General features: G+C 60.0%; 21 protein-coding genes. 12 read left to right on the top strand and 9 right to left on the bottom strand.

Features of this window, described 5'->3' with window-relative positions; genetic code table 11:
- Positions 1 to 57: 57 nt before the first annotated feature.
- On the top strand, positions 58 to 1,953 hold the full coding sequence (gene asnB / locus QQJ86_RS19670; RefSeq protein WP_284322681.1) for an asparagine synthase (glutamine-hydrolyzing): 1,896 nt from the start codon (positions 58 to 60) through the stop codon (positions 1,951 to 1,953).
- A gap of 164 nt (positions 1,954 to 2,117) precedes the next feature.
- Here asnB and QQJ86_RS19665 read toward each other — a convergent pair whose 3' ends face one another.
- From QQJ86_RS19665 to QQJ86_RS19640, 6 genes are all read right to left on the bottom strand, one after another.
- Positions 2,118 to 2,522, bottom strand: coding sequence for an RcnB family protein (locus QQJ86_RS19665; RefSeq protein WP_284322680.1), 405 nt, complete (start codon positions 2,520 to 2,522; stop codon positions 2,118 to 2,120).
- A 190-nt stretch (positions 2,523 to 2,712) separates the two neighbouring features.
- Positions 2,713 to 3,798 (bottom strand): NHL repeat-containing protein, encoded by a 1,086-nt coding sequence (locus QQJ86_RS19660; RefSeq protein ID WP_284322679.1) that lies wholly within the window; start codon positions 3,796 to 3,798, stop codon positions 2,713 to 2,715.
- Positions 3,799 to 3,915: 117 nt separating this feature from the next.
- Positions 3,916 to 4,593 carry a TorF family putative porin gene (locus QQJ86_RS19655; RefSeq protein ID WP_284322678.1) on the bottom strand — a complete coding sequence of 226 codons (678 nt, stop codon included), beginning with the start codon at positions 4,591 to 4,593 and terminating at the stop codon, positions 3,916 to 3,918.
- A gap of 24 nt (positions 4,594 to 4,617) precedes the next feature.
- Complete coding sequence (locus QQJ86_RS19650) at positions 4,618 to 5,865, bottom strand: S8 family peptidase (RefSeq protein WP_284322677.1); 1,248 nt, start codon at positions 5,863 to 5,865, stop codon at positions 4,618 to 4,620.
- Positions 5,862 to 6,485 carry a zf-HC2 domain-containing protein gene (locus QQJ86_RS19645; protein WP_284322676.1) on the bottom strand — a complete coding sequence of 208 codons (624 nt, stop codon included), beginning with the start codon at positions 6,483 to 6,485 and terminating at the stop codon, positions 5,862 to 5,864. The genes QQJ86_RS19650 and QQJ86_RS19645 overlap by 4 nt, the downstream gene beginning before the upstream one ends.
- The gene (locus QQJ86_RS19640; protein WP_284322675.1) at positions 6,482 to 7,072 is read right to left on the bottom strand and encodes an RNA polymerase sigma factor; all 591 of its coding nucleotides are present in this window, start codon (positions 7,070 to 7,072) and stop codon (positions 6,482 to 6,484) included. Before QQJ86_RS19640 ends, QQJ86_RS19645 begins: the two co-directional genes overlap by 4 nt.
- Before the next feature lie 759 nt (positions 7,073 to 7,831).
- Here QQJ86_RS19640 and QQJ86_RS19635 point away from each other — a divergent pair.
- The 3 genes from QQJ86_RS19635 (at position 7,832) to QQJ86_RS19625 (ending at position 11,341) form a co-directional block, all read left to right on the top strand.
- Positions 7,832 to 8,287: a helix-turn-helix transcriptional regulator gene (locus QQJ86_RS19635; protein ID WP_284322674.1), complete on the top strand. Its 456-nt coding sequence runs from the start codon at positions 7,832 to 7,834 to the stop codon at positions 8,285 to 8,287.
- A gap of 36 nt (positions 8,288 to 8,323) precedes the next feature.
- On the top strand, positions 8,324 to 8,734 hold the full coding sequence (locus tag QQJ86_RS19630) for a VOC family protein (protein WP_284322673.1): 411 nt from the start codon (positions 8,324 to 8,326) through the stop codon (positions 8,732 to 8,734).
- Positions 8,735 to 8,920: 186 nt separating this feature from the next.
- A complete protein-coding gene (locus QQJ86_RS19625; RefSeq protein WP_284322672.1) occupies positions 8,921 to 11,341 on the top strand; it encodes an ATP-binding cassette domain-containing protein in 2,421 nt (806 codons plus the stop codon).
- Here QQJ86_RS19625 and QQJ86_RS19620 read toward each other — a convergent pair whose 3' ends face one another.
- The gene (locus tag QQJ86_RS19620) at positions 11,342 to 12,091 is read right to left on the bottom strand and encodes an SDR family NAD(P)-dependent oxidoreductase (RefSeq protein ID WP_284322671.1); all 750 of its coding nucleotides are present in this window, start codon (positions 12,089 to 12,091) and stop codon (positions 11,342 to 11,344) included. It abuts the gene before it with no gap.
- Positions 12,092 to 12,327: 236 nt separating this feature from the next.
- Between QQJ86_RS19620 and QQJ86_RS19615 the strand changes: the two genes are divergently transcribed.
- Positions 12,328 to 12,864, top strand: a complete 537-nt coding sequence (locus QQJ86_RS19615; protein WP_284322670.1) for a carboxymuconolactone decarboxylase family protein — start codon at positions 12,328 to 12,330, stop codon at positions 12,862 to 12,864.
- 79 nt (positions 12,865 to 12,943) lie between these two features.
- On the opposite strand, the gene QQJ86_RS19610 is transcribed toward QQJ86_RS19615, so the two are convergent.
- Positions 12,944 to 13,885 (bottom strand): AraC family transcriptional regulator, encoded by a 942-nt coding sequence (locus QQJ86_RS19610; protein WP_284322669.1) that lies wholly within the window; start codon positions 13,883 to 13,885, stop codon positions 12,944 to 12,946.
- A gap of 128 nt (positions 13,886 to 14,013) precedes the next feature.
- On the opposite strand from QQJ86_RS19610, the gene QQJ86_RS19605 reads away from it, so the two are divergent.
- Together QQJ86_RS19605 and QQJ86_RS19600 are read left to right on the top strand one after the other, a co-directional pair.
- Positions 14,014 to 14,508: a YkgB family protein gene (locus QQJ86_RS19605; protein WP_284322668.1), complete on the top strand. Its 495-nt coding sequence runs from the start codon at positions 14,014 to 14,016 to the stop codon at positions 14,506 to 14,508.
- Between the two features lie 117 nt (positions 14,509 to 14,625).
- Entirely contained in the window at positions 14,626 to 15,294 is a 669-nt protein-coding gene (locus QQJ86_RS19600; protein ID WP_284322667.1) for a peroxiredoxin-like family protein, read from the top strand.
- 10 nt (positions 15,295 to 15,304) lie between these two features.
- Here the strand turns inward: QQJ86_RS19600 and QQJ86_RS19595 are convergent, their stop codons facing one another.
- Entirely contained in the window at positions 15,305 to 16,201 is an 897-nt protein-coding gene (locus QQJ86_RS19595) for a LysR family transcriptional regulator (RefSeq protein ID WP_284322666.1), read from the bottom strand.
- 524 nt (positions 16,202 to 16,725) lie between these two features.
- On the opposite strand from QQJ86_RS19595, the gene QQJ86_RS19590 reads away from it, so the two are divergent.
- The 5 genes from QQJ86_RS19590 (at position 16,726) to QQJ86_RS19570 (ending at position 23,569) form a co-directional block, all read left to right on the top strand.
- Positions 16,726 to 19,386 (top strand): TonB-dependent receptor, encoded by a 2,661-nt coding sequence (locus QQJ86_RS19590; RefSeq protein ID WP_284322665.1) that lies wholly within the window; start codon positions 16,726 to 16,728, stop codon positions 19,384 to 19,386.
- Between the two features lie 78 nt (positions 19,387 to 19,464).
- A complete protein-coding gene (locus QQJ86_RS19585) occupies positions 19,465 to 20,148 on the top strand; it encodes a response regulator transcription factor (protein WP_284322664.1) in 684 nt (227 codons plus the stop codon).
- On the top strand, positions 20,149 to 21,528 hold the full coding sequence (locus QQJ86_RS19580; protein ID WP_284322663.1) for a sensor histidine kinase: 1,380 nt from the start codon (positions 20,149 to 20,151) through the stop codon (positions 21,526 to 21,528).
- 52 nt (positions 21,529 to 21,580) lie between these two features.
- Positions 21,581 to 22,579 carry a YncE family protein gene (locus QQJ86_RS19575; protein ID WP_284322662.1) on the top strand — a complete coding sequence of 333 codons (999 nt, stop codon included), beginning with the start codon at positions 21,581 to 21,583 and terminating at the stop codon, positions 22,577 to 22,579.
- Between the two features lie 195 nt (positions 22,580 to 22,774).
- A complete protein-coding gene (locus QQJ86_RS19570; RefSeq protein ID WP_284322661.1) occupies positions 22,775 to 23,569 on the top strand; it encodes a M15 family metallopeptidase in 795 nt (264 codons plus the stop codon).
- Positions 23,570 to 23,926 lie beyond the last annotated feature (357 nt).

Raw genomic sequence — 23,926 nt, 5'->3', positions numbered from 1 at the left:
CATTACAATCTGCATATTGGGGCAGGTGACGCCCTCGGCATTGATCAGAGTCCTTACATGTGTGGAATTTGCGGAATCTTGAGTCGGGATGCAGGACATCCGCTGCCACATCTGGAGCGCAAAGCGAAGACCATGCTCGAGGCCATGGCGCACCGCGGACCACACGGCGATGCGTTCGTTTCGCGGACGCCCGGCCTGGCCATGGCCACCAACCGCCTGGCTATCCGCGGCGTGGATCAGCATCAGCCGCCGCTGCTGGAATATGAAGCCGGCGTAATCGTTGCCTGCAACGGCGAGATCGACAATCACCGCGAACTGCGCCACTCGCTCGCCGAAGCCGGGCACGACATCACGCTCACCACCGACGTCGCCGTGCTGGCGCCGCTTTATCTGGAAAAAGGGCTCTCGTTCCTCGAGCACGTGCAGGGCGTATTCGCGCTGGCGTTGTGGGACGGTCGCCATCAACGATTGATCCTGGCGCGCGACCGCGCCGGCGAGCGCCATCTGTACTACGCCATCATCGGTCAGACGGTGTACTACGCCTCGGAGCTGGCTGCGCTGGTGAAAGCCTGCCAGCCGGATGTGCAGATCGATCCAGCCGGGCTGGCGCACTATCTGCGCTCGGGCTACTGCCCGGCACCGACCAGCCCGCTCAAGCACATCCACAAGGTGGCGCCGGGCGAGATGATCGTGATCGAACCCAGCGGCATCCGTCACCAGCACTACTGGAATTTCCCCGCGGAAAAAGCCACAAACACGCCCTCGACGAAGGCCTTCGATCCGATCTTCCGCGAAGCCGTTCGGCGGCAGAGCGACATCGACGTGGATTACGGCGTACTGCTCAGCGGCGGCATCGATTCCGCGCTGATGACGGCGGTGGCGCGTAGCGTGCGGCCGGAGAAAAAGATTTCCGCATATTGCATCCGCTTCTCGGAAGAATCGTTCGACGAAGGCCAGCATGCGGCGAACCTTGCCCAAGAGCTTGGTTGCGATTTCATCGAAGTGAACGTTTCCGCCCAGGATGTTCCGCGCACCTTGCGCGAACTGGTGAGTGCCAATGGCGAACCGCTGGCCGATCCGGCGTGGATTCCGCTGTCGCTGGTCACCAAGCGCGCGTCGCAGGATGTGCGCTTGCTGCTGGCGGGCGAGGGCGCGGACGAACTGTTCGGTGGCTATCCCACTTATCTCGGCGCGCGTTGGGCCAGCCTCTACGCCAACTTGCCGCCGCCGGTGAAAGCACTCGCGCAGCGCGCGATTGAATCGCTGCCGACCAGCGACAAGAAAGTCACGCTCTCGTTCCTGCTCAAGCGTTTCATTCGCGGGCAGGAACTGGATGGGCTGGCGCGGCACCTGCTGTGGACGGCGAGCATTCCGCCCGTGTGGCAGCAGCGCCTTGGCATCGCGCCGCCCACGGACGATACACAGCACGACGCGACACGCCTGATCGACACCATCCAACGCTACGACTTCGGCCACTCGCTGCCGGATGCGTTGATGGCCAAGGCCGATCGCGGCGCCATGCTGCACGGCGTGGAAATCCGCGCGCCGTTCCTGGATCAGACTGTCATCGAATTCGCTGCCACGCTGCCAGTGGAAACACGCGTGCGTGGACTCACCACCAAGGTGTTCCTCAAGCAATACGCACTGAACTATCTGCCCAAAGACGTGGTGACGCGCCGCAAACGTGGCTTGTCGGTGCCGCTGGCTTCGTGGTTGCGCGGGCCGTTGCGCGATTGGGCGCAAGCGCATCTTTCAAGCGGCGGGCTTGCTGAAGTGGGTATCGATGTTCGCGTCGCGCAGGCGTTGTTTGCCGAGCACCAGTCGCGTGTCGCCGATCATGCGCGCGCGATCTGGACGTTGATCGTGCTTAGCGAATGGTTGCAGTGGTTGAACAGCGAACGAGTGGCTGTTTCGGTTGCGCAGGAAGAAGTGCTGGTGCAACAAACGCTATAGGTGAGGCCTAGCGAGGTTGATCCCTCTCCCCTGCGGGGAGAGGGTAGGGTGAGGGGGCAAGGCTGGCTCAAATCTTCATAAGAGCGACGCTTCGATTTGCGTCTTTCGCGAGGTTCACCCCCTCACCCCAACCCTCTCCCCGAAGGGGAGAGGGGGTAGAAGCATCAATGCCCCAGCAATTCCTGCACGATCAAACCGGTCGCAACCGCAACCAGCACGAACTCGCCATCGTCGTTGCGATACCAGCCATAGCCCGGCGGTGGTGGGCTCAGACGGTAGGTCCTGTAATCCTCGACGTAGTATTCTCGTCCGCGATAGCGGTCAGGCAGGTATTCGCCGCGGTGGTAATGCTTGTCCCAGCCGTAGTGATGGCCGTGATCGTGATGGTCGTCATCGCGCCAGCCGTGATCGTCGTGATCATGTCCGCGGTCATGGTCGTGGCCATGATCATGGTCGTCCTGGTGGTCCCAGCCGTGATCGTGATCCTGGTCTTGTGCAACGGCGGCTGTGGTGACCATCACCATGGGCACGCAAGTAAGCAAAGCCAGTGCGAGCAGATGTCGTTTCATAAATTTTCCCCGTAAGCGCCCTACGATGTGGTGCCGTCGATACGGCGTATTGCCGTGTAGGTGAGACTAACCGGGTCAGCTGAATGGCATCCTTCTCGATCCTTGCGACGACTGTGAGCGGTTTTGCAATCTTCAGACAGAAGCCCCGCCGGCTGGCGGGGCTTTGTTTGATCGTTCATGCGCTAGTCGGTCAGAACACATCGAACGGCGGCGTCAAGCCGGTGAAGTCACCGATCTGCTTGGCGTCATACGCACCATTGAGCTGATTGAATCCATCGCCGGGTACATTGAGATCGCCCTGCTGAAAAACGATCTGTCCGGCCTTGGTCACCTCGATCACGCGATCGTTGAACTGGTCGCTGATCAAGGTATTGCCGTTGTGCAGGCGCACCGCACGCGTGGGCAATGGCGCGGGATTGCCCAACGGATCATTGGTCAAGTATTGCCAAACGACGTGATCAGAGCCGTCCACTTCCACGATGCGGCTGTTGTTCGAATCGGTGATCAGCGTATCGCCGTTCGGCAGGCGACTGGCGAATGCCACACCACTGGTCGTACCACCTGCGGTAAACGTGTTGACGATCGTGCCGTTGGGTTTGATCTCGATTGCACGATTGTTGTTTTCATCGGCAATCAGGATGTGGCCGTTTTCGAGCACCTCCCCGCTATTCGGATTATTGAGTTGGTTCGGGCCGATCCCGCTCACGCCGGTGGTGCCGTATTGCCATTCGATCTGATGATGCAGGTTCACCAGGATGATGCGCTCATTCACCTGGTCAGCAATCAACACATGCGGCCCCGGATGACCGGGGAAGTTGATCAGGAATAACGCCTGCACCGGCGTATTCAACTGGTTCGGTCCCGCGCCGCCGACACCGGCCTGGCCGTACTGCCAGATGATGTTGCCGTTCGGATCCACGATGAATACGCGATTGTCCGGACAGCCGTTCACCGTATCGGAACATCCGGGCAAGCCCGGCGGTGTGCCGGTACCGGAGATCAGCGTGAACGGTCCGAAGCGTTCGGCATCATTCGTTCCTACCACGCTGTGCGGGCCGGGCAGGTCGGAACCATTGCCGAAATGCCACACCACCTGGTGCGTCTTGCGATCCACTTCGATCACGCGGTTGTTGAACTGATCGGCGATCAGCACGTGGCCAGTGTCGCTCTGCGCAGCCGCGGCCTTGGAATACAGGATGCCGGTTGCCACCCCCGCGACGACCAAGGTCGCAACGATGGAATGCACGAGCTTCTTTTTGAACGGAGTACGTCTCATATCAGCTCCCTCCTCAGGGATGAACGTAAATCCCCCTGCTCCCCATGCAGCGCATGGGAAGTACGCGCGCTTTTTTTGCGGAACATTCAGATCAAACGAGTGCCCACGCCCATAGCATCACCACGCATACGAGATGCTCAGAACCCAGGCGTTGCGGGTAGTGCCTGCAGCGGATGGATAACCAAAAACGGCATCGGAAGCGCCACGCGTAGTGGTCCAACTCAATTGGACGTTGTAAGGCGCCAGATCCAGGCCGATGCCGACCCGAAAATCGGAACGAAAACGGCTGGCGTGATACTCCATCACGTCGCCGCCGCGCCGCAGATAACCTGCATGCGCAAACGCATACCATTTCCCTGACAGCGCATGGCTGTCGTTGAGTTCGGCGTACCACGCCGGATAACCGGCATGGAAATAACTCGGTGCATAGTAAAGACGGCCGACGAGTTGCCGGAACGCGAAGCCTGCATAGGCTTCTGCGTACGCATATGCTTCGTGGCCGCTGAAACGCGTGTACCGCAGGCCGGTTTCCCAGCTGAAATCCGGCCGCACACGATGCGCGTAGCCCGCATAAATCAAAGCTTGCACAGCGTGGCGTGAATCGAGTCGTGCGCTGGACATCATGCCTCCCGCATACAAGCCGCTCGCGGCCCAGTCGTAGTCGAACGCCAGTTGTGCGGCCGGCCGGTCATCGCTGAGAGAAGCACCGCGAAAGCGGTAGTCGGAAAGAAGGGTTGCGCTGCCCGTCATCTGTGCACGGGCCTGCACCGCAAACAATGCGACAAGAACTGCCACGACGGTTCGTAACACGAGGCGCACTCATCGGCGCGGCACTCCTAAAGACGCACGCGTTGTGCCGCAGTCGCAGGTACAACGATGGCTCACCTGCGCCACGGCCGCACATGCGTCGATCGTCATGGGCCGCATTGACGCAAAGCCTAACGCAGATCTCGCATGCAGGGCGTCATGCAGCTGCGTCAGCGTGAGGTCAGGCGACAGCTCCTGCAGCAAGGCGACCAGCCCGCTGACTTCCGCCGCCGCGAACGACGAACCGTTGACCATATTCCAGCGCGCGCCGGGTTGCGTGGTGGGAATGTCCTCCGCCGGTGCAAGCCAAACGTCGCTGCGCTGCACGTCCGCATGTTCGCCCGCCACCGCCAACACACCCGGATACGAAGCCGGGAATCCGCCGTCAGCCGTCGTGTCGTCCACGGCGCCGACGACGGTAACGTGTCCGGCCAGTGCGGCATCCAATAGGCGCTGCAGCAAGCGATCGTTCGGTCCGGTCAGGCTGAGATTGATGATCTGTACGTGTTTTTCCAGCGCGTACTGCAAGGCTTTCGCCAACGTAAAGCTGTCGCAGGCGGATGCTGCACTACCGTCCGCCAACTGCCAGCACGCGCGCAGTGCGAGCAGCCGCGCTTGCGGCGCTACACCCACGATGCCGACACCATTACCTTCACGCGCGACGATGATTCCTGCCACCTCGGTGCCATGCAGCTCAGCACGGTAACCGCTGTCGTCCACGAAGTTGCGCTGCTCGGCGATCTGGCCGTCGAGGTCGGGTTGCGAGGCATCCACACCGCTATCCACCTCGGCGATGGCGACGTTCTTGCCCGTGGTCAGCGCGTGCAACTCGGCAATGTGCCAACGCTTGGCGGTAGGCTGCAGCGCATAAAGCGGATCGTCCTTGGCCAAGGTGTGGAAGGTTTGCCTTGGTTGGGCCGATTCCACTCGCGTGTCGTGCGAAAGCGCCTGCGCTATATCGCTTGCGGATGTACCGGAAACGATCCGCATGACAAAGCAATCGACGCCGAGTGCCGGCATCGGCCAGCTATCGACGAGCTGCAAACCGTATTGATGAGCAAGCTCGCGTGCGATGCGCTTGCGTGCGGCTTCGTCGGGCGAGCTAGCATAAGTGATGGCGTAATCGTCCGCGGCGCGAAGATGAGGTGGCGCCGCGCGCAGCATCACTAATACCTGTGAAGGCTGCTGTGTTTCCGCATGTATCGCGACGCACAGACCAAGCGTGCACAGTGCCGTTGCGATGACCCAAGTGTGCCTCATGGATGACCACCGGAACTCAGGTCTTCCACCAACGTCACCTGCGGGGAGCTAAGCAGCAGCTTGCGCGTAGCCGCGCTGGCCGTCTCGGGCACGCGCAGCACATAGGCACCTTCTTCCGTCGGTCCGCCCACGATGCGTGCATGGCTGGCGCGTACCAGCTCGCGCATCTGTGCTTCGCGGGTGTGCGGGTCGAACATCACCACCAGCAGCGCGTCCTGGTTGCCCGGCGCGCTCAATGTGCGATACGTGTTCTGCTGCTGGTGAAACACAACCACGCTCAAGCCAAGAATGATTGCCACCTGCAACGCAGCAAGCCAGGCAAGCCGTTTCTCGCGGCGATGCCACAGCGAAGATGTGGACGATGCGCCACGGCGTTTGGCAACGCGGCGATACAGATGCCGCATCTTTGGCGATACGTCGTCCTTGTCCGCCTGTTCGACGAACTGCTCCTGCACGGTGCGCAGCCATGCCACTTCGTGCTGGCATTCCGCGCATTCGACCAGATGGCGTTCTACCTCACTGCGCTCATCTTCTTCGAGCGTGCCGTTCACATACCAGGGCAGCAGCCGATCGGCTTCTGCATGCACGGACCCTTCGAACTTGATCACTCGACCATTCATATGGCCTCCCGGCGCGACGCCAGCGCCGTCTTGAGCTTGCGTCGCGCGTAGAACATGCGCGTTTTCACCGTATCCACGGGGCAATCCATGATCTGCGCGATTTCGCGGCAGGCGTAACCGAAGTAATAAGTGAGTTCCATCACGGCACGCTGCTCGGGCGACAAGGTGCCGAGTGCATCGTCCAGATGCTTACGTAATTCCTGCTGTTGCAAGGCGTCGTCGGGACCAGGCGCCGATGCATCGGCGCAATCGCCGACCTCGGATTCTTCCCACGAGCCGAGCCGCTTCAGTGCCTTCAATGCTTGGCGATAGGCGATGGCAAAAATCCACGTCGACACCTTCGCGCTGTGGTTGAAGGTGTAAGCCTTGCGCCAGACCACCATCATGGTGTCGTCGAGAATTTCCTCCACCAGCACCGGCTGCTTGGTCACGCTGCGCACGAAACGTTGCAGGCGCGGGTTGTACAAGCGATAGAGCGCTTCGAATGCATCCTTTTCTTCGGCCGCCACACGCCCGAGCAAGGCAGCTTCCTCGTCCACGGAGACGCTGCCCGGCCCCCCTGCCTGATCTGCCCGCCTGCTGCGCATGGCTGTTCCCCAAGCATGGTTTGGTTCGTATGGTTGTTCATACGCCTTTGGGGCGGGTTGGTTCAATCGAAAAACTGAGCCCTTCTCCCTTCGGGACCTGATTAGCGTCTCGCCTCAGCTGGGCGTGTCGTTTGTTGGGACATTGCCTGCGGCGCTTCCGGTCGCGAAGCGACCGGGTCACTTTTCTTTGCTGGCCCAAAGAAAAGTAACCCAAAGAAATGGCCTGAAGAGCTCACAGCATTGCATGGGTTACAAGCCTGCAGGACGACGCCTTGCTTTGATCGATGGCGGGCCAAGCTTCCACCGCGCCGCTATACCGCGAGGCGTCGAAGCATTGAGGGCTTAAAGCGAGCCCTCCGACAGGTTGAGCTTGGCTGAGATCTGCCTGATCGGCTTTAAGTCCTCAGCGCTTCGCCGCCTCGCGGTATAGCGGGGGTGTCGAACCATGGGCGGGCAACCTTCGATCTAGCCAGAGACGTTCAGGCTTTTCCCTTCCCCATGCTGTGAGCTTGTTAGGCCATTTCTTTGGGTTACTTTTCTTTGGGCCAGCAAAGAAAAGTGACTCGGGCGCCTATGGCGTCCGAAAGCGCCGCAGGCAATGCCCCAACAACACGACATGCCCAGCTGAGGCGAGACGCTAATCAAGTCCCAAAGGGAGAGGAGTTCACTCAGGATGTTTCGCGGCGAGGCTGTAGATATCTATATCTATGCTATTTGACCTGCTTGAGCCCCCCGGCACTCCGTGACACGATCCCGCCGATGACCAGCAAACCTGCTCCCCCGCAGTACCTGCGCGATCTTGCACGACTGCGCCGCGTTCGTGACCGGATCGACCGGGAGTACGAACAGCCGCTGGATGTCGAGGCGCTCGCCCGTGGCGCAAACATGTCGGCCGGGCACCTCAGCCGTCAGTTCCGGCGCGCCTATGGCGAGTCGCCGTACTCGTATCTGATGACGCGGCGCATCGAGCGTGCGATGGCTTTGCTGCGCCGTGGCGACCTCAGCGTCACCGACGTTTGTTTCGCGGTCGGCTGCGCGTCGCTGGGCACCTTCAGCACGCGCTTCACCGAACTGGTGGGCATCTCACCCAGCGCCTATCTGCGTCGGGAACGGGAAGCGCGCGCGATCGAGGGCATCCCGTCGTGCGTGGCGAAGCAGGTCACCAAACCGATCAGGAATCGAGAAGCGCCGATCACGGAGCCGGAACTAGACTGATCGCCATGGACTTCACCCACCACTGAGACTGACGCCATGGACATCTCCATTCACGCAAGCTTCCTCCCTCACAATGACCCGGACGCCTCACTGGCCTTCTACCGCGACACCCTCGGTTTCGAGGTACGCAACGACGTCGGCTACGGCGGCATGCGCTGGATCACCGTCGGGCCGCCCAACCAGCCGGGCACATCCATCGTACTGGCGCCGCCAGCTGCTTATCCTGGCATCACCGACGATGAGCGCCGCACCATCACGGAAATGATGGCCAAGGGCACCTACGCCGCGCTGCTGCTGGCGACCAAGGATCTCGAAGGCATGTTTGAGCGTGTGCAAGGCCGTGACGTCGAAATCGTGCAGGAGCCGACCGATCAACCGTATGGCGTGCGTGACTGCGCGGTGCGTGATCCGGCGGGAAATCTGATCCGCATTCAACAGCTGCGCTAAAAAACCTCAGCTCGTCGTCCCGGCGAAGGCCGGACGTAGCGCGGAGCGCGGAGAACGTCCGAAGGACGGCCCCGAAGGGGTGAGCGAAGCGAATCACCCAGTGACTTTGCTCTGAATCAAGACACTAGGCCCCGGCCTTCGCCGGGGCGACGGCATGAGGCATTCCCCAGCGATCAAGGAAACACGATGAGCAAGGTCACCAGTAAGGGGATGCAATCCCCCGCGCAACACACCGCCGACAGCCACGACCTGATCCGCGTGCACGGTGCACGCGAAAACAACCTCAAGGACGTCAACGTCGATATCCCCAAGCGTCGGCTGACCGTATTCACGGGTGTCTCCGGCTCGGGCAAAAGCTCGCTGGTGTTCGACACCATTGCAGCCGAATCGCAGCGGCTGATCAATGAAACCTACAGCGCGTTCGTGCAGGGTTTCATGCCGACACTGGCGCGGCCCGAAGTCGATGTGCTGGAAGGATTGACCACCGCAATCATCGTCGACCAGGAACGGATGGGTGCGCATGCACGCTCCACCGTCGGCACGGTGACCGACGCCAACGCGATGTTGCGCATCCTTTTCAGTCGACTCGGCAAGCCGTTTGTCGGCCCACCAAGCGCATTCGCCTTCAATGTTCCATCGGTCAAGGCAGTCGGTGCGATCACGGTCGAACGCGGCGCCAGCAAGACCGTGAAACAAACCTTCACCCGCATCGGCGGCATGTGTCCGCGTTGCGAAGGCATGGGCTCGGTCACCGACATCGACCTTGCGCAACTCTACGACGACAGCAAGTCACTCAGCGAAGGCGCACTCACCATTCCTGGTTATCAAGCGGGTGGCTGGAATTTCAGGCTCTACGCCGCGTCGGGTTTCTACGATGCGGACAAACCGATCCGCAAATACACCAAGAAAGAACTGCAAGACTTCCTTCACCGCGAACCGACGCGGATGAAGATCGCGGGCATCAACATGACCTATGAGGGTCTGATCCCGCGCATCCAGAAGTCGATGCTGTCCAAGGACAAGGAAGCGATGCAGCCGCATATCCGCGCGTTCGTGGATCGGGCGGTCACGTTCACCACTTGTTCCGAATGCGGCGGCACACGACTCAGCGAGGGGGCTCGTTCTTCCAAGATCAAGAAGATCAACATTGCCGATGCCTGCGCGATGCAGATCAGCGATCTGGCTGCATGGGTTGGCGACCTCAGCGAACCGTCGGTGGCGCCGCTGCTGCAAGCGCTGCAACACACGCTCGATTCGTTCGTGGAGATCGGGCTGGGCTATCTCTCACTCGATCGGCCATCGGGCACGCTGTCGGGTGGTGAAGCGCAACGCGTAAAGATGATCGGACATCTGGGTTCCTCACTCACCGATGTCACCTACGTGTTCGATGAGCCCACCACTGGCCTGCACCCACACGACATACAGCGGATGAACGAGCTGCTGCTGCGTCTGCGCGACAAGGGCAACACCGTGCTCGTGGTGGAGCACAAACCGCAGACCATCGCGATTGCCGATCACGTCGTCGATCTCGGGCCTGGCGCTGGCAGCGCCGGTGGCGAAGTAGTGTTCGAGGGCACCGTCGACGGATTGCGCGCCAGCGGCACGTTGACAGGACGCCATCTGGACGACCGCGCCACGTTGAAGCCGTCGGTGCGCACGTCTTCCGAGGTGCTGAAGGTGCGCGGTGCCAGCACCCACAACCTCAAGAACGTCAACGTCGACATCCCGCTCGGTGTGCTGGTGGTGGTAACCGGCGTGGCCGGATCGGGCAAGAGCTCGCTGATTCATGGTTCGGTGTCGGGGCGTGACGGTGTCGTGTCGATCGACCAAGCCGCCATCAAAGGTTCGCGACGCAGCAACCCGGCGACGTATACCGGCTTGCTCGATCCGATCCGCAACGCGTTCGCGAAAGCCAACAACGTGAAGCCTGCGCTGTTCAGCGCGAACTCCGAGGGTGCGTGTCCCACCTGCAACGGAGCCGGCGTGATCTACACTGACCTGGCGATGATGGCTGGCGTCGCCACCACCTGCGAAGAGTGCGAAGGCAAGCGCTTCCAGCCATCCGTGCTCAAGTACAAGCTCGGCGGACGCGATATCAGCGAAGTGCTTGCGATGTCGGTAACCGAAGCCGAAGCATTCTTTGGCTCCGGAAAAGCGAAAAATCCGGCGGCTCACGCCATCTTGTCCGGCCTGGTCGACGTCGGCCTTGGTTACCTCAGCCTTGGACAACCGCTCACCACGTTATCCGGCGGTGAGCGGCAGCGGCTCAAGCTGGCCACTTATATGGCAGAGAAGGGCGGCATCTATGTGCTCGACGAACCGACCGTCGGCCTGCACCTCGCCGACATCCAACAACTGCTCGGCTTGCTGGTCCGGCTTGTCGACGCCGGCAAGTCGGTCATCGTCATCGAGCATCATCCAGCGGTGATGGCGCACGCCGATTGGATCATCGACCTCGGCCCCGGCGCTGGACACGATGGCGGAAAGATCGTGTTCGAAGGCAAACCGGCTGATCTGGTTGCTGCGCGTTCCACGCTTACCGGCGAGCATCTCGCAGCGTACGTCGGCGCGCAGTCCAAACCAGCACGGGCTGCACGACGTGGATGATTACTGCGCGGTATAGCCGCCATCCACGCCAATCGACTGGCCGGTCAGATAACGCGACTTGTCGCCGGCCAGGAACAGAATGGTCTGCACGATCTCATCGATCTCCGCTGCACGCTTCACCGGGATGGAATCCAGAAAACCGGCTTTGACATCTGCACTGCCGCCGGTGAAGCGATCAAGCATGTTGGTTGCAACCGGCCCCGGCGCCACGGCATTCACACGTACGCCCGCTGCGGCACCTTCCAACGCGGCGCTCTTGGTGATGCCTTCCACCGCATGCTTGCTAGCCACATAGACAGAAGCGCCGGGCATGCCGACTTTGCCAGCGATCGAAGAGATATTCACGATTGAGCCGGAACCTTGCGCGAGCATCACGCGCATCTCGTGCTTCATCGACAGCAGCGTGCCGAGCACATTGGTGGCGAAGGTGGCTTCGTAGTTCTCGACCGTTTGCTCGGTGATGGGGCCAAGTTGACCTTCCGTGCCGGCATTGTTGACGGCGACATCAATGCGGCCAAAGCGGGCGACGATCTGGTCGATCAGCTTGCGCACGTCGTCTTCAAAGCGCACGTCGGCGCGGATGAATTCCGCTTGCACGCCGGTAGCGCGCAACTCGTTGGCAAGCGCCTGGCCTTCTTCTTCGCGACGACCGCTGACGGCGATGCGCGCACCTTCTTTCGCGAAAGCGAAGGCCGTGGCACGGCCGATGCCGGTGAGTGCGCCAGTAACCAATACGACGGGGGTATTCATGAGCGTTCTCCTGAAACGAGTGGATGGGTTCGTTGCTGGAGCGAACTGTGCGCCGTCGACCGCGCCGCCAGTAGCCGGCGCCGGGACATAGCAGTCAGTCCTCGCAGGAATGGCCCCGTTTTTCAAGTAAATGGGCGATTGAGACGAACGAGCATGTTTCTGAGCCGCAGCGGCATTAAGCGGCGCATGCCCCGCTCGTAAAGTGACGCCGTCCCCAACCAACGGAGTCAACCACCATGTCTCGCATTCATACCCCCGCCGTCGACACTGCCACGGGCGCCACCGCCGAGGTCTACGCGCAGATCAAGAAAGCCGCCGGCAGCGTACCGAACACCTATGCCGCCATCGGCGCACTTAACCCAGCCGCGTTGAAGGCCATGCTGCAGGCCGATGCCGTACTCGCTGCCGGCACACTCAGCAAGCAAGACCAGGAAACCATCAAGCTCACCGTCAGCGCTGTCACCGGCTGTGACTACTGTGAAGCCGCTCATAGCCTGCTGGGCAAGATGGCTGGCCTGAAGCCTGATGCGCTGAAGCAGATCCGCAAGGGTGAAACGACTGGCGACGCCAAGCGTGATGCGCTGGTCAGCTTTGTGCGCAGTCTGGTGAAGAGCAGTGGCACGGTCAGCGATGCGGATTTCGCTGCGATCAAGAACGCGGGTTACAACGACGCGCAGCTGGTGGATATCAGTTTGGCGATTGCAGGCATCACGTTTACCAACGTGTTCAATCGCATCAATGACACGACGCTGGATTTTCCGGCAGTTGCGTGAGCGATTGGTTTCAAGCTGCCGGAAAATATCCCCTCCCCTACGTGTAGTAGGGGAGGGGGGCAATAATCGGCAAGATTGCTTATTGCGCTTCACGCCGCCACCCCGCTGGCGTCACGCCCATATGCAGCTTAAAAGCCCGCTGAAACGCCGCCTCTGACTGATACCCCACCTGCTCCGCAATCGCCCCCGTCGACGCCGCTGACGTGCGTAATTCATTCGCCGCCATCGTCATGCGGATATCCGTCAGCAAATCACTAGCCGAACGCCCAAGCTTCTCTTGAAACAAACGCACGAACGTTGCGCGCGACATATTGCACAGCTGCGCGAGCGCGGGCAGCGTCCACGCTTGATCGGGATGATGGAGCATCGCATCCAACGCTGGCGCCAGACGCGGATAACCCGCCAGGGCCAGCAAGCCTTCCGGCGCTTCGCCGGATTCGCTGGCAAAGCGCAACGTCAAGGCAAACAGCGCCGTCGAAAGCGCATTGAGCATCGCGCGTCCACCGAGGCTTTCGCCGCCCGATTCCACACGCATCAACGCCAGCAGATTGGACAGATGCATACCGGTCGACGTCGCGTCGCCGGTTTGGACGGCCGAATGCGCAATCAAACGCGTCGGAAGATATTCGCGCAGCAAACGTGCGTGCGTGGGACTGAGCACGAACCGGCCACACAACATGTCCAGTCGCGCACCATTGCCGGCGTTTTCGCTGAAGACCAAGTTGGCCACCGCGCGCTCGTGCGAACGTTTCGCTCGCTTGCCGCTGCCGTCATGCAGCGTGTGTGCATCGCCATCGGCAAGCAGCACGATATCGCCTGTTGCGAGCTGATGTGGCGCGCCACCAGCTGGATCTTCCAGCACGGCTGATCCGCCGAGCACCACGTGATAGGGAATTTCTCCAGGCGCCGACGCGCTCTGATCGATGCGCCATGGCGCGCCATACATGCAGCGCAAATCGAGCTCGCCGCGCACCGGCGCGATCTCGAGCAAGCGGCTTAGCCAATCCAGCGGGGGTGACATGCGGGACCTCGATGAGACGAATGAGCATGCATTTGAGTGATTGCAACATTAACCAGCTCAGCATGGCTGCGTAAAGTGCCATCACCGCAACGCAAACCCCATTCGCTCATTCTCAAGAGGACCGCATCATGAACTCGCTCATTCGCATCCTGGCCAGCTCAGCCCTGCTCAAGAGGGATCTCGATTACCACCTGCTCCGCGCTTCCATGGTGATCATCTTTTTCTTCTTCGGTTACCAGAAATGGTTTGAATACGAGGCGCAGGTACTGATTCCTTTCATCAGCAACGGCCCGCTGATTTCATGGATGTATCCGGTGTTCGGCATTCGCGGCGCAAGCTGGTTCCTTGGCGTTTCCGAATGGACGTTCGGCGCGCTTATCCTGGCGGGCTTCTGGAACAAGCGTCTTGGGATACTCGGCGCGGCCGGTTCGGTGATTACTTTCGTGATGACCGTGACGATCATTCCCTTCATGCCAAATGGCTGGGCCGCATCGGCCGGTGGCTTTCCGGCGATGGTCGGCAATGTTCCATTCCTGATGAAGGACGTGGTGCTGCTGGCCGTGTCGATCTATTTGCTCAAGGAAGACGTAGTGCGGGTACGCGCGCTACCAACTCAGGGTTGAACGCCGCGATTCCAGGCAGGAATGGGAGATATGCACACGCCGCGGGTTCTTCCCGCGGCGATGGATCCACAAGATGGGCAGCACATCCACTGCATATCCAACCCAGGAGTCCATGCTATGTCTCTTCAAGCCACACTCGATGCCTTCAAAGCCGATTTCCGCGCCGGCAAGCCGCCATACAACGCACCACCGGAAATCCATCCCATCATGGAACGCGCCACCCTGGAGCTGATCGCCTCCGGTCAGGCAACACGCGCACTCAAGGCGGGCGACAAGGCGCCAGCTTTCGTATTGAACGATGCACACGGCAAGCCGGTGTCTTCCACCGAATTGCTCAAGCAAGGTCCGCTGGTGATCAGCTTCTATCGCGGCGTGTGGTGCCCGTACTGCAATTTCGAATTGAAGGCGCTGCAAGCCACGCTGCCAGCCATCCATGAAGCGGGTGCCAACCTGGTGGCGATATCGCCGCAGATCGCGGTGAATAGCCTCAAGTCCATGCGCAACAATCAGCTTGAGTTTCCGATCCTCAGCGATCCGCACAACGATGTCGCCATGGCCTTCGGCCTTCGTTATACGCTGCCGAACTACCTGGTGGAGCTGTACAAGAAGCTGAAAAACCAGCTGCCGGCGTTCAATGGCGACGACAGCTGGACACTACCGATTCCCGCCCGCTACGTCGTCGCGCCGGATGGCATCATCGTTTACGCGGAAGTCAATCCGGATTACACGCATCGGCCGGAGCCGGAAGAACTTTTACCGGTGCTGCAGCGCTACAGCATCGCGTAACCTTGAAACCTTAGGTCGAGGCGGTGTCCTTCAGCATCGCCTCGACAAAGTCAGCGAAGGCGCGTGCCTTGGCGCTTACCATGCGCCCGGTCGGAAACACCGCCCACAAGTCGATGATAGGCAATTGCCAGTCCTTCAGCAGCGTCTTGACCCTGCCGTTTTCAATTTCGGATGCGAACATCCATTCCGATGCGATGGCGATGCCCATATCTGCTAACACCGCCGCACGCACACCTTCCGCGGCGGTCACCTGGATGCGCCCGTTCACGGCCACGGAAATCTCTGTTTCGCCGCGCCGGAAATCCCACGCAGTGTGATTGCCGCCGGGGCTGTAGATCACCGCTTCATGTTGTGCGAGTTCCGCGGGCGTTTTCGGTTCCCCATGCGTCTTCAGATAGGCCGGCGTGGCGACTGCAAAACGCCGCGATTGCGCGAGGCGTCGTGCCGTCATGCTGGAATCGCTCAAATCACCCATGCGCAGCGCTACGTCGATGCCGTGTTCCAGCAGATCGATCTGCCGATCGTCCAGCACGATATCGATCTTGAGATCAGGATGCGCATCCAGAAACGGCTTGAGGCGCGGCACAATGTGCAGGCGCGCGAACGTGACTGCGCCGCACACGCGCAGCTTTCCGCTAAGCCCTTTGCCAGCGCCACGCGCTACAAGCTCCGCTTCGTTGGCTTCCTCTATCGAACGCTTGGCCCGTTCGTAATACTGCTGGCCGGCTTCGGTTGGTGTAAGGCCACGGGTGGTGCGCACCACCAGCCGCACGCCAAGTCGTTCTTCCAATTGCGCGATCGACTTGGACACGGCGGGTTGACCTACGTTGAGCCGTCGCGCTGCCGCCGAAAAGGAACCGGCTTCCACGACGCACACAAAGGTTTCCATCGATGCGAATCGGTCCATACGGCCTCGTCGGTTAGTGAAGGGATGATAGCGCTGCGTTACTTGGACGTCTCATCGCTTCATGGTGTTAAACGGCGCGTGGACTGAGCCCCTCTCCCTTCGGGAGAGGGGTTGGGGTGAGGGTGCGAGCAACGCGCGATCACGACGACTTGCGCGAGAGATGGGTATCGCGCTTCGTTCGAACCCTCACCCGCCTTACGGCACCCCCGATCGAGTCGAGGGCAAGCTCCTCTCCCGAAGGGAGAGGGGTTCACTCAGGATGTTTCGTCGCGAGCTTTAAATATCCAGCCGTTGTAAGTGAATCTATGTTGATGGCAGCGACTTCTTCACGTCGAGGCGTAGCAAACAACATTCAATCTAATGAAGCCAATCCGCTTTGCCGGACTGTCTTACTGCATCGTCAATCCCGAGTAACAGAACCGTCATACGCGACGCCTAGTTTGAACGAGTCACCCAGACATCACCCATCGACGCATACCCACATGCGCCGTAAGGGAGCTTTTTTTCAAATCGAGGCTCGTTTCATGCAATCTTCATCTCTACGCAAGGCGTTGCTCTGCTACGCGATTTCCATGAGTCTCGGTGCGCTATGTGCGCCGGCTGCCGTGTGGGCCCAAAGCGTGCCTTCGGCTGGCGATCACGGACCGACCGCAGACACCAGTGCTTCCGCACCCTCGGCGGCAACCGATAGCGACGAAGCGAACGAAAAGAAAAAGGTGAAGGATCTGCAAGGCGTGCATGTCGTGGCGCCGCGCACGACGGAAGAAGAGGCGCGCGCAACCCAGCAGAACGCGCCGAACCTGATCAACATACGTACGGGCGATGAAATTCGCTCTCTGCCGGACGTGAATACGGCCGAAGCAGTGCGGCGCATCCCAGGCATCTCCTTGGAAACGGACGAAGGCGAAGGCCGTTACGTCAACATCCGCGGCTTCGATGCGGACTTGAACAGCACGACGTACGCCGGCGTGCGCCTGTTGCCCACCAACAATGCATCGCCCTTCGGTGGCTATCGCGGCGTGGCACTCGACTCTATTCCCACCGGCTTCATCGGCGCGATCAAGGTCACCAAGTCCAACCTGCCGAGCCAGGATGCCGAAGCACTGGGCGGCACCATCGAAGTGCTGCCCAAGACGGCACCGGAAGAACAGGGCAGCTTTCTTGAAGGCGACGTAGGCGGCGGTTATGAACCGCTCCGAGGCACCGGTGTGACCAACTTCTCGCTCACCGGCGGTGGCCGCTTCAATAATTTCTGGATCAGCGTGACCGCCTCCAAGCACAACGATGGGCGCGGCATCGATGACGTAGAGCCCGCCTATTTCAATGACAGCGCACATCCGTATCAGGCGGTGAACGACATCGAGCAGCGCGACTACGAGCTGCATCGCCAGCGCCACGGCTATGCGGTGGACATGGGCTACAAGCTCGACGACGAAAACCAGTGGTACTTCCGCGCGTTCGAGGCGGGTTATACGGAGTACTACGAGCGCCAGTACTTCGACGTGTTCCCGGACGGCAACACCACCATCCTGCCGAATGGCCAGTTGCAGGATACGCTGAATTCTTCTACCGCCATCACCAAGTCGCTGCGCGACGAGCAGGAAACTTCCAAAGAGCATTTCTACATGTTGGGCGGCCAGAACGAGATAGGCGATACGAGCATTGACTATCACGTGGCGTATGTGGAAGGCACCTACAAGAAGCCGTACGACTACAACTCCACCTTTACTTACAATGCGCCGGCTGGCGCGCAGGGCTTGATTACCTACAACAATACCGGGCCGGGCCATGTGCCGGTGTATACGATCACTGGCCTGCCCGGTTATCTGGATCCGGCCAATTACACGTTGACGGCGATCAATAACAGCACGGCCTACAACTTCGATCGCGAATGGACCTACGCCATCAATTCCAAGACGCCGGTGAACTGGGGCAGCCTGTCCGACCAGTCGCTCAATTTTGGCCTCAGCGTTCGCCAACGCCACAAGCAGACCAACTCACAGCCGTACAACGTCGCTACCACGCCGATTCCGATGTCGCAGGTGACGGGTAACGGCGGCTACGAGAGTTATTACGGCGGCATCTACCAGAACGGCGTGGATATCGCCCCGAGCGTGCTGCAGCAGATCTTCGGTTACGGCACGATCGGCGCAAATGAAATACTGAGCGCGCAGCAGCAATTCCTGGACGAGCACGAAGATATCTACGCCGGCTACGGTGAATACCTGGGCACGTACGGCAACCTCGGCATCCTCGGTGGTGTGCGTTACGAAGAGACACGCGACCGGAGCAATGCGTTCTCGGCCGGCGTGGATGCCTCGGGCAGCCCCTTCGCCAACCCGGTCAACACCCGGCACAACTATCACAACGTTTTCCCCAGCCTGCAGTTCCGCTACGACCTGGGTGATGACATGGTCGCGCGCGTGGCCTACTCGTCCACCATCGCGCGCCCTGGTTTCAACCAGTCCAATCCGTCGCTGTCGGTCGACCTGGGCTCGGGCATCGTCCAGACGGGCAACCCCAGCCTCAAGCCGGCGACCGCCAATAGCGTCGATGCGAGCTTCGAGAAGTACCTCCCGGGCGCGGGCATCGTGTCCGTGGGCGTGTTCGACAAGGAAATCTCGAACTACATCGTTCCCATCCAGACCACGCAGGCGTTCGACAACAGCCTCTTCCCAGGCAACTCGCAGCCCTTGCGCGTGTACACATTCAAGAACGCCGGTCCGTCCTACGCGCGCGGCCTGGAATTGAACTGGAACCAGCAGTTCCAAGGCTTGCCGGATTGGCTGATGGGCCTGGGCGCCGGCGCCAACTACACCTGGGTGGATTCGCGCTTCGAAATCCGTCCGGGCGAGTACTCGCTGCTGCCGTCCACGTCGAAGAACACCTGGAACGCGTCGTTGTTCTATAAGCGCTACGGCCTTTCGTTGAACCTGGCCGCCTACTCGGTCTCGTCGGACCTGTTCGCGATCGGCACCGACCGCAGCAGTGACGTCTTCAATGCCTCGCGTACGTCGATGGATTTCGACGCGAGCTATGAATTTCCGTCGAATTGGTCCATCTACTTCGCCGTCAAGAACCTGCTGAATACGCCGCATGCGTTCTACCAGGGAAATCCCAGCCGTCCGATCCAGCGCGAGTTCTACGATGTGACGTACCTGACAGGCATCCGCTTCCAGTTTTGACCGGGCGGGGCGAGGTGGCTTAGCCTCGCCCACTGGATCGTGTGATCAAGCCAAGCGTATCGCCCCGAGAAAGCTGTCATGAGAATTTTGCTGGTCGAAGACGATATCGACACGAGGACGTACGTCTCCTCGGGTCTGCGCGCGAAGGGGCACGCGGTGGACGAGAGCGGCGATGGCCAGGATGGCCTGCTGCGCGCCTGCGAGCACGATTACGATGTGATCGTGCTCGACCGGATGCTCCCTGCGCTCGATGGAATGAGCGTGCTGAAAAAGCTTCGCAGCTGCGGCACACAAGCACGTGTGCTCATGCTTACCGCGCTCGGTGATGTGGATGCGCGCATCGATGGCATGGAGGCCGGTGCAGATGATTATCTAGGCAAGCCCTTCGCTTTGAGTGAACTGATCGCACGGCTCAACGCGATCTCCCGTCGAAGTGCCCATGCGAACACGATGACGCTGTTGCGCCTGGGCGATCTGGAACTCGACCTGATCATGCAAAGGGTTTTTCGTGCCGGAAAGCAGATCCACTTGCAACCACGTGAATGGGATCTCCTGAAATATTTTGCGTTGCACGCTGGCGAAATCATCACGCGCAGCATGCTGCTCGAGCACGTATGGGGCTTTCAATCGTCGCCGCATACGAACCTGGTCGACACACACGTCTGCCGGCTTCGCGGCAAGATAGAGCGGGATTTCGGTCCGCGCATCATCCGCACGGTGAGAGGCGAAGGCTACACGCTATCCCTGAAGCAGGGGCACTGAATGCCCTTGGGCTTGAACGTCCATGTCGGCGCACGCATGGTGCGCAGTGCTGCATTTCGACTGGCTGTCATACAGGCGTTGATGTTCGCATTGATGGCCTTGACGCTCTTTCTCGTTTCATGGTTCGCCGCCCGCCACTACATCGAAAATCAACTGCGTCAGACCATCATCGACGAGTTCGGCGAAGTGATTGCCCATCCGCCTGCCCAGCGTGCCGCTTCCATACAACGATCGCTTGCGCAGGTACCCAGGGGCGCCTACGACTACAGCTTGTTCGACGCCCGCCGCACGCTGGTCGTTGGGGATATCCGGGAAGAGCCGGCCGTCGGCTGGAGCACGATCGAGCAGCATGAGGGACTTCGCAGCGGTAAAGATGCGGTGCGCCGCATTCTGGTCTACGGCGCTGCACAGGATGATGGAAGCACGCTCGTGGTTGGGCGTGATCTGGCGAGTGTCGACGAACTGGATGCCCTGCTGAAACGCGTCTTCACCTGGGCGGGATTGGCTGCCGTCGTGTTGGCCCTGGCCGGTGGCATGGTGACGGCACGCGGCTATCTGCGCCGTGTGGAAGCGATTGCCGCAGCGGCCTCTCGCATTGCGGCTGGCGATCTTGCTGCGCGCGTTTCGATCACCGGCCGTGGCGACGAATTCGATCGGCTGGCTGTTTCCCTGAACAGCATGCTCGAGCGCATCCAAACCCTGGTGGAAGGTCTGCGCCAGGTGTCGAATGACATCGCCCATGACCTTCGCACGCCGCTCACGCATATGCGCCAGCGGCTGGAAGCTGCGATGGACGAAGCCACCAGCCTGGAGGGGTACAGCAACGCCTGTGAGCGCGCCCTGGCGGATGTCGATAGCGTACTGGACACGTTTGCCGCGATGCTGCGCATTGCCAAAGTGGAAAGCCGACAGCAGCGAGAAGGCTTCACGGATATCGATCTGTCCCAGTTGCTGGCGCGTCTGGTTGACGACTATGGGCCGGTGCTGGAAGACGAGGAGCGTGTGCTAAGCGCCGAGATACAGCCCAGCGTGAACGTACGCGGCGACGCCCTGTTGCTCACGCAGATGTTCGTCAATCTGCTCGAAAACGCTTTGCACCATACACCGATCGGAACACCCGTTACCCTCAAGTTGGTCGCTGCAGAGCAAGGATGTCAGGTCGTCATGCAGGACGCAGGCCCTGGCATTCCTGCGCAGGAGCGAACCAGGGTGCTGAAGCGATTCGTGCGTCTCGATGCCTCGCGCAGCACCCGCGGAAGTGGTTTGGGATTGGCACTGGTTGCTGCAGTTGCCGATTTGCACGATATCGTGCTGACGCTGGGTGATGCCGGACCGGGCTTGCGTGTACAGCTGGATTTTCCTCATCGACAAGACGCGTAATGCCAAGGCAGCGTCGGGTCTCCCTCTACAAAAACCGTCAAGGGCAAACACTATGAAAAAAATCGCATGGACTCTGATCGTGGCCGCTTTGCTCAGCGCTCCCGCCTGGAGCGCGGAACCTAGCGCGAGCACTTACAAGGTGACTCAGCAGTACGCACTCGGCGGCACCGGCGGCTGGGACTACGTGACCTTGGATGCATCGGCCCATCGCCTCTTCATTGCCCGCGATGACCGCGTCATGGTCGTCGATGCGAACAGCGGCAAGCTGGTGCAAGAGATCCCTGGCATGAAACACGTGCATGGTGTGGCATTGGTGCCGGATCTGCATCGCGCTTATGCAAGCAATGGCCATGGCAATGACATCAGCGTGATCAACCTGGACACGCTCAAGGTGCTCAGCCACATCCCCGTAAGCGGCCAGGACCCCGACGCCATCATCTATGAACCGGCCACCAAGCACGTGCTGGCCATGAATGGCGACAGCAACAACATCAGCGTCATCGATCCGGCCCAGGGCAAAGAACTCGCCACCATTGCGCTTGACGGCAATCCCGAATTCGCAACGAGCGATGGCCAGGGCAATCTGTACGTCAACATCGAAGACAAAGGCGAACTGGTCCATATCGACATCAAGGCTGGAAAAGTCCTCCACACCTGGCCGCTCGCACCTTGCGAAGGTCCCACTGGTTTGGCGCTGGATAGCGTGAACAAGCGGCTGTTCTCCGTTTGCGCGAACGGTTGGATGATCGTCACCGATGCGAATGATGGCCATCAGGTCGCGAAGATTGCCGTCAGCAAGGAGCCTGATGCCGCCGCTTACGACGCGCAGCGGCACGAGATCTTCAGCTCCAGCCGAGAGGGCGTGTTGAACGTGATTCGCCAGGATTCGGCCGATCAGTACACCAAGCTTGCGGATGTGCCCACCATGAAGAGCGCGCGTACCATGGCGCTCGATGCGGATTCGCAGACGATTTACCTCGTGGGTGCGAAAGTTGCGCAGAAGGGCAAGCCGGTGAGTGGCTTTACCTTGCTGGTGGTAAGTGGGAAGTAATGTTACTCGTCTCTCCCTCTCCCCTTCGGGGAGAGGGTTGGGGTGAGGGGTCAATCTTGCGAAGAAGTGTGGTAGATACTTCAGGGTCGTCATTCCCGCTTTCGCGGGAATGACGACCCTGAAGATTAAGTAGCTTGGCGGGTGAGTTTCATCATTTGTGATATCAAGCAAGAAACGCCGCGCTTGGATCACAGCATGAAAAGCCAGAAATACACCGTTGTTACAATCATGGCGATGGCCATTGGATTCGCTTCTTTCTTTGCAGCAGCAGCCCCAACCAACTTCAAGCTCGAAAAACAACGCCCACACGACATCGTGGACGTCAGCAAGACAATCCCGCAGATGCAATTCGACATGCGGTATTTCTCCAGCCACAACTTCGTCGGCCGCCAAGTTCACGGCTACGAAGAACCCGCATGCCTGCTTACCGCATCAGCCGTCGCTGCGCTGAAACAGGTTGAGGACAAACTGCTCCCGATGGGCCTCACGCTCAAAGCCTACGACTGCTATCGCCCACAAAGCGCCGTCGACGATTTCGCGCATTGGGCGACTGATCCAAACGACGCGAAAATGAAAGCGGAGTTCTATCCCGCCGTTCCCAAGGATCGCCTGTTCGACGAAGGCTATGTCGCTGCCCATTCCGGCCATAGCCGCGGCAGCACGATCGATCTCACCATCGTGCCGCTTGGCAGCACCATTCCAAGCGTAGACGGGAAAACGACATTGGTTGATTGTGCCGCACCGGCGGCTGTACGCGTTCCTGATAACAGCCTGGATTTCGGTACGGGTTACGACTGCTTCAACGAGGCATCGCACCCATCATTCAAAAATATCTCTGCACAAGCCAAAGCAAATCGTCTGCTGTTGCAGTCGTTGATGGTCGATGCAGGCTTCGTGTCGATCGATACAGAATGGTGGCACTTCACGTTGAACAACGAGCCCTATCCAAACACGTACTTCGACTTCCCTGTGCGACACATTTCGCTGTAAGGCGTAGGTTAGGTTAGCGCAGCGTAACCCAACATATTCGAAGCGGCATTGTTGGGTTACGCTGCGCTAACCGAACCTACGATTGTCGTCGCAACGCCACGCAGGCGCACGTTATAACGTCACACCACTCCCAAAAAATCGGGCGTAGAATGCGCGCATCCAAGGTCAACCGACCGGCCAACATGATCCGCATCTTTCAGTGTCCTGCTTGTTTCGGCGCGCCGCGAAAGACAGCTACGCCTTAGCCTTCAGCTAGCAGGCACATCTCTCTTCCCCCTACCCACACTTGAAGCGTGAACGACTCTGAGCGTGCGTTTGCTCCTGGTCATCGCCATGTGCACATTATCCATCGCGTTT

It is taken from the genome of Dyella acidisoli (assembly GCF_030160295.1).
Taxonomy (GTDB): Bacteria; Pseudomonadota; Gammaproteobacteria; order Xanthomonadales; family Rhodanobacteraceae; genus Dyella_B; species Dyella_B acidisoli.
This window is presented reverse-complemented; position numbering and strand designations above follow the sequence as displayed.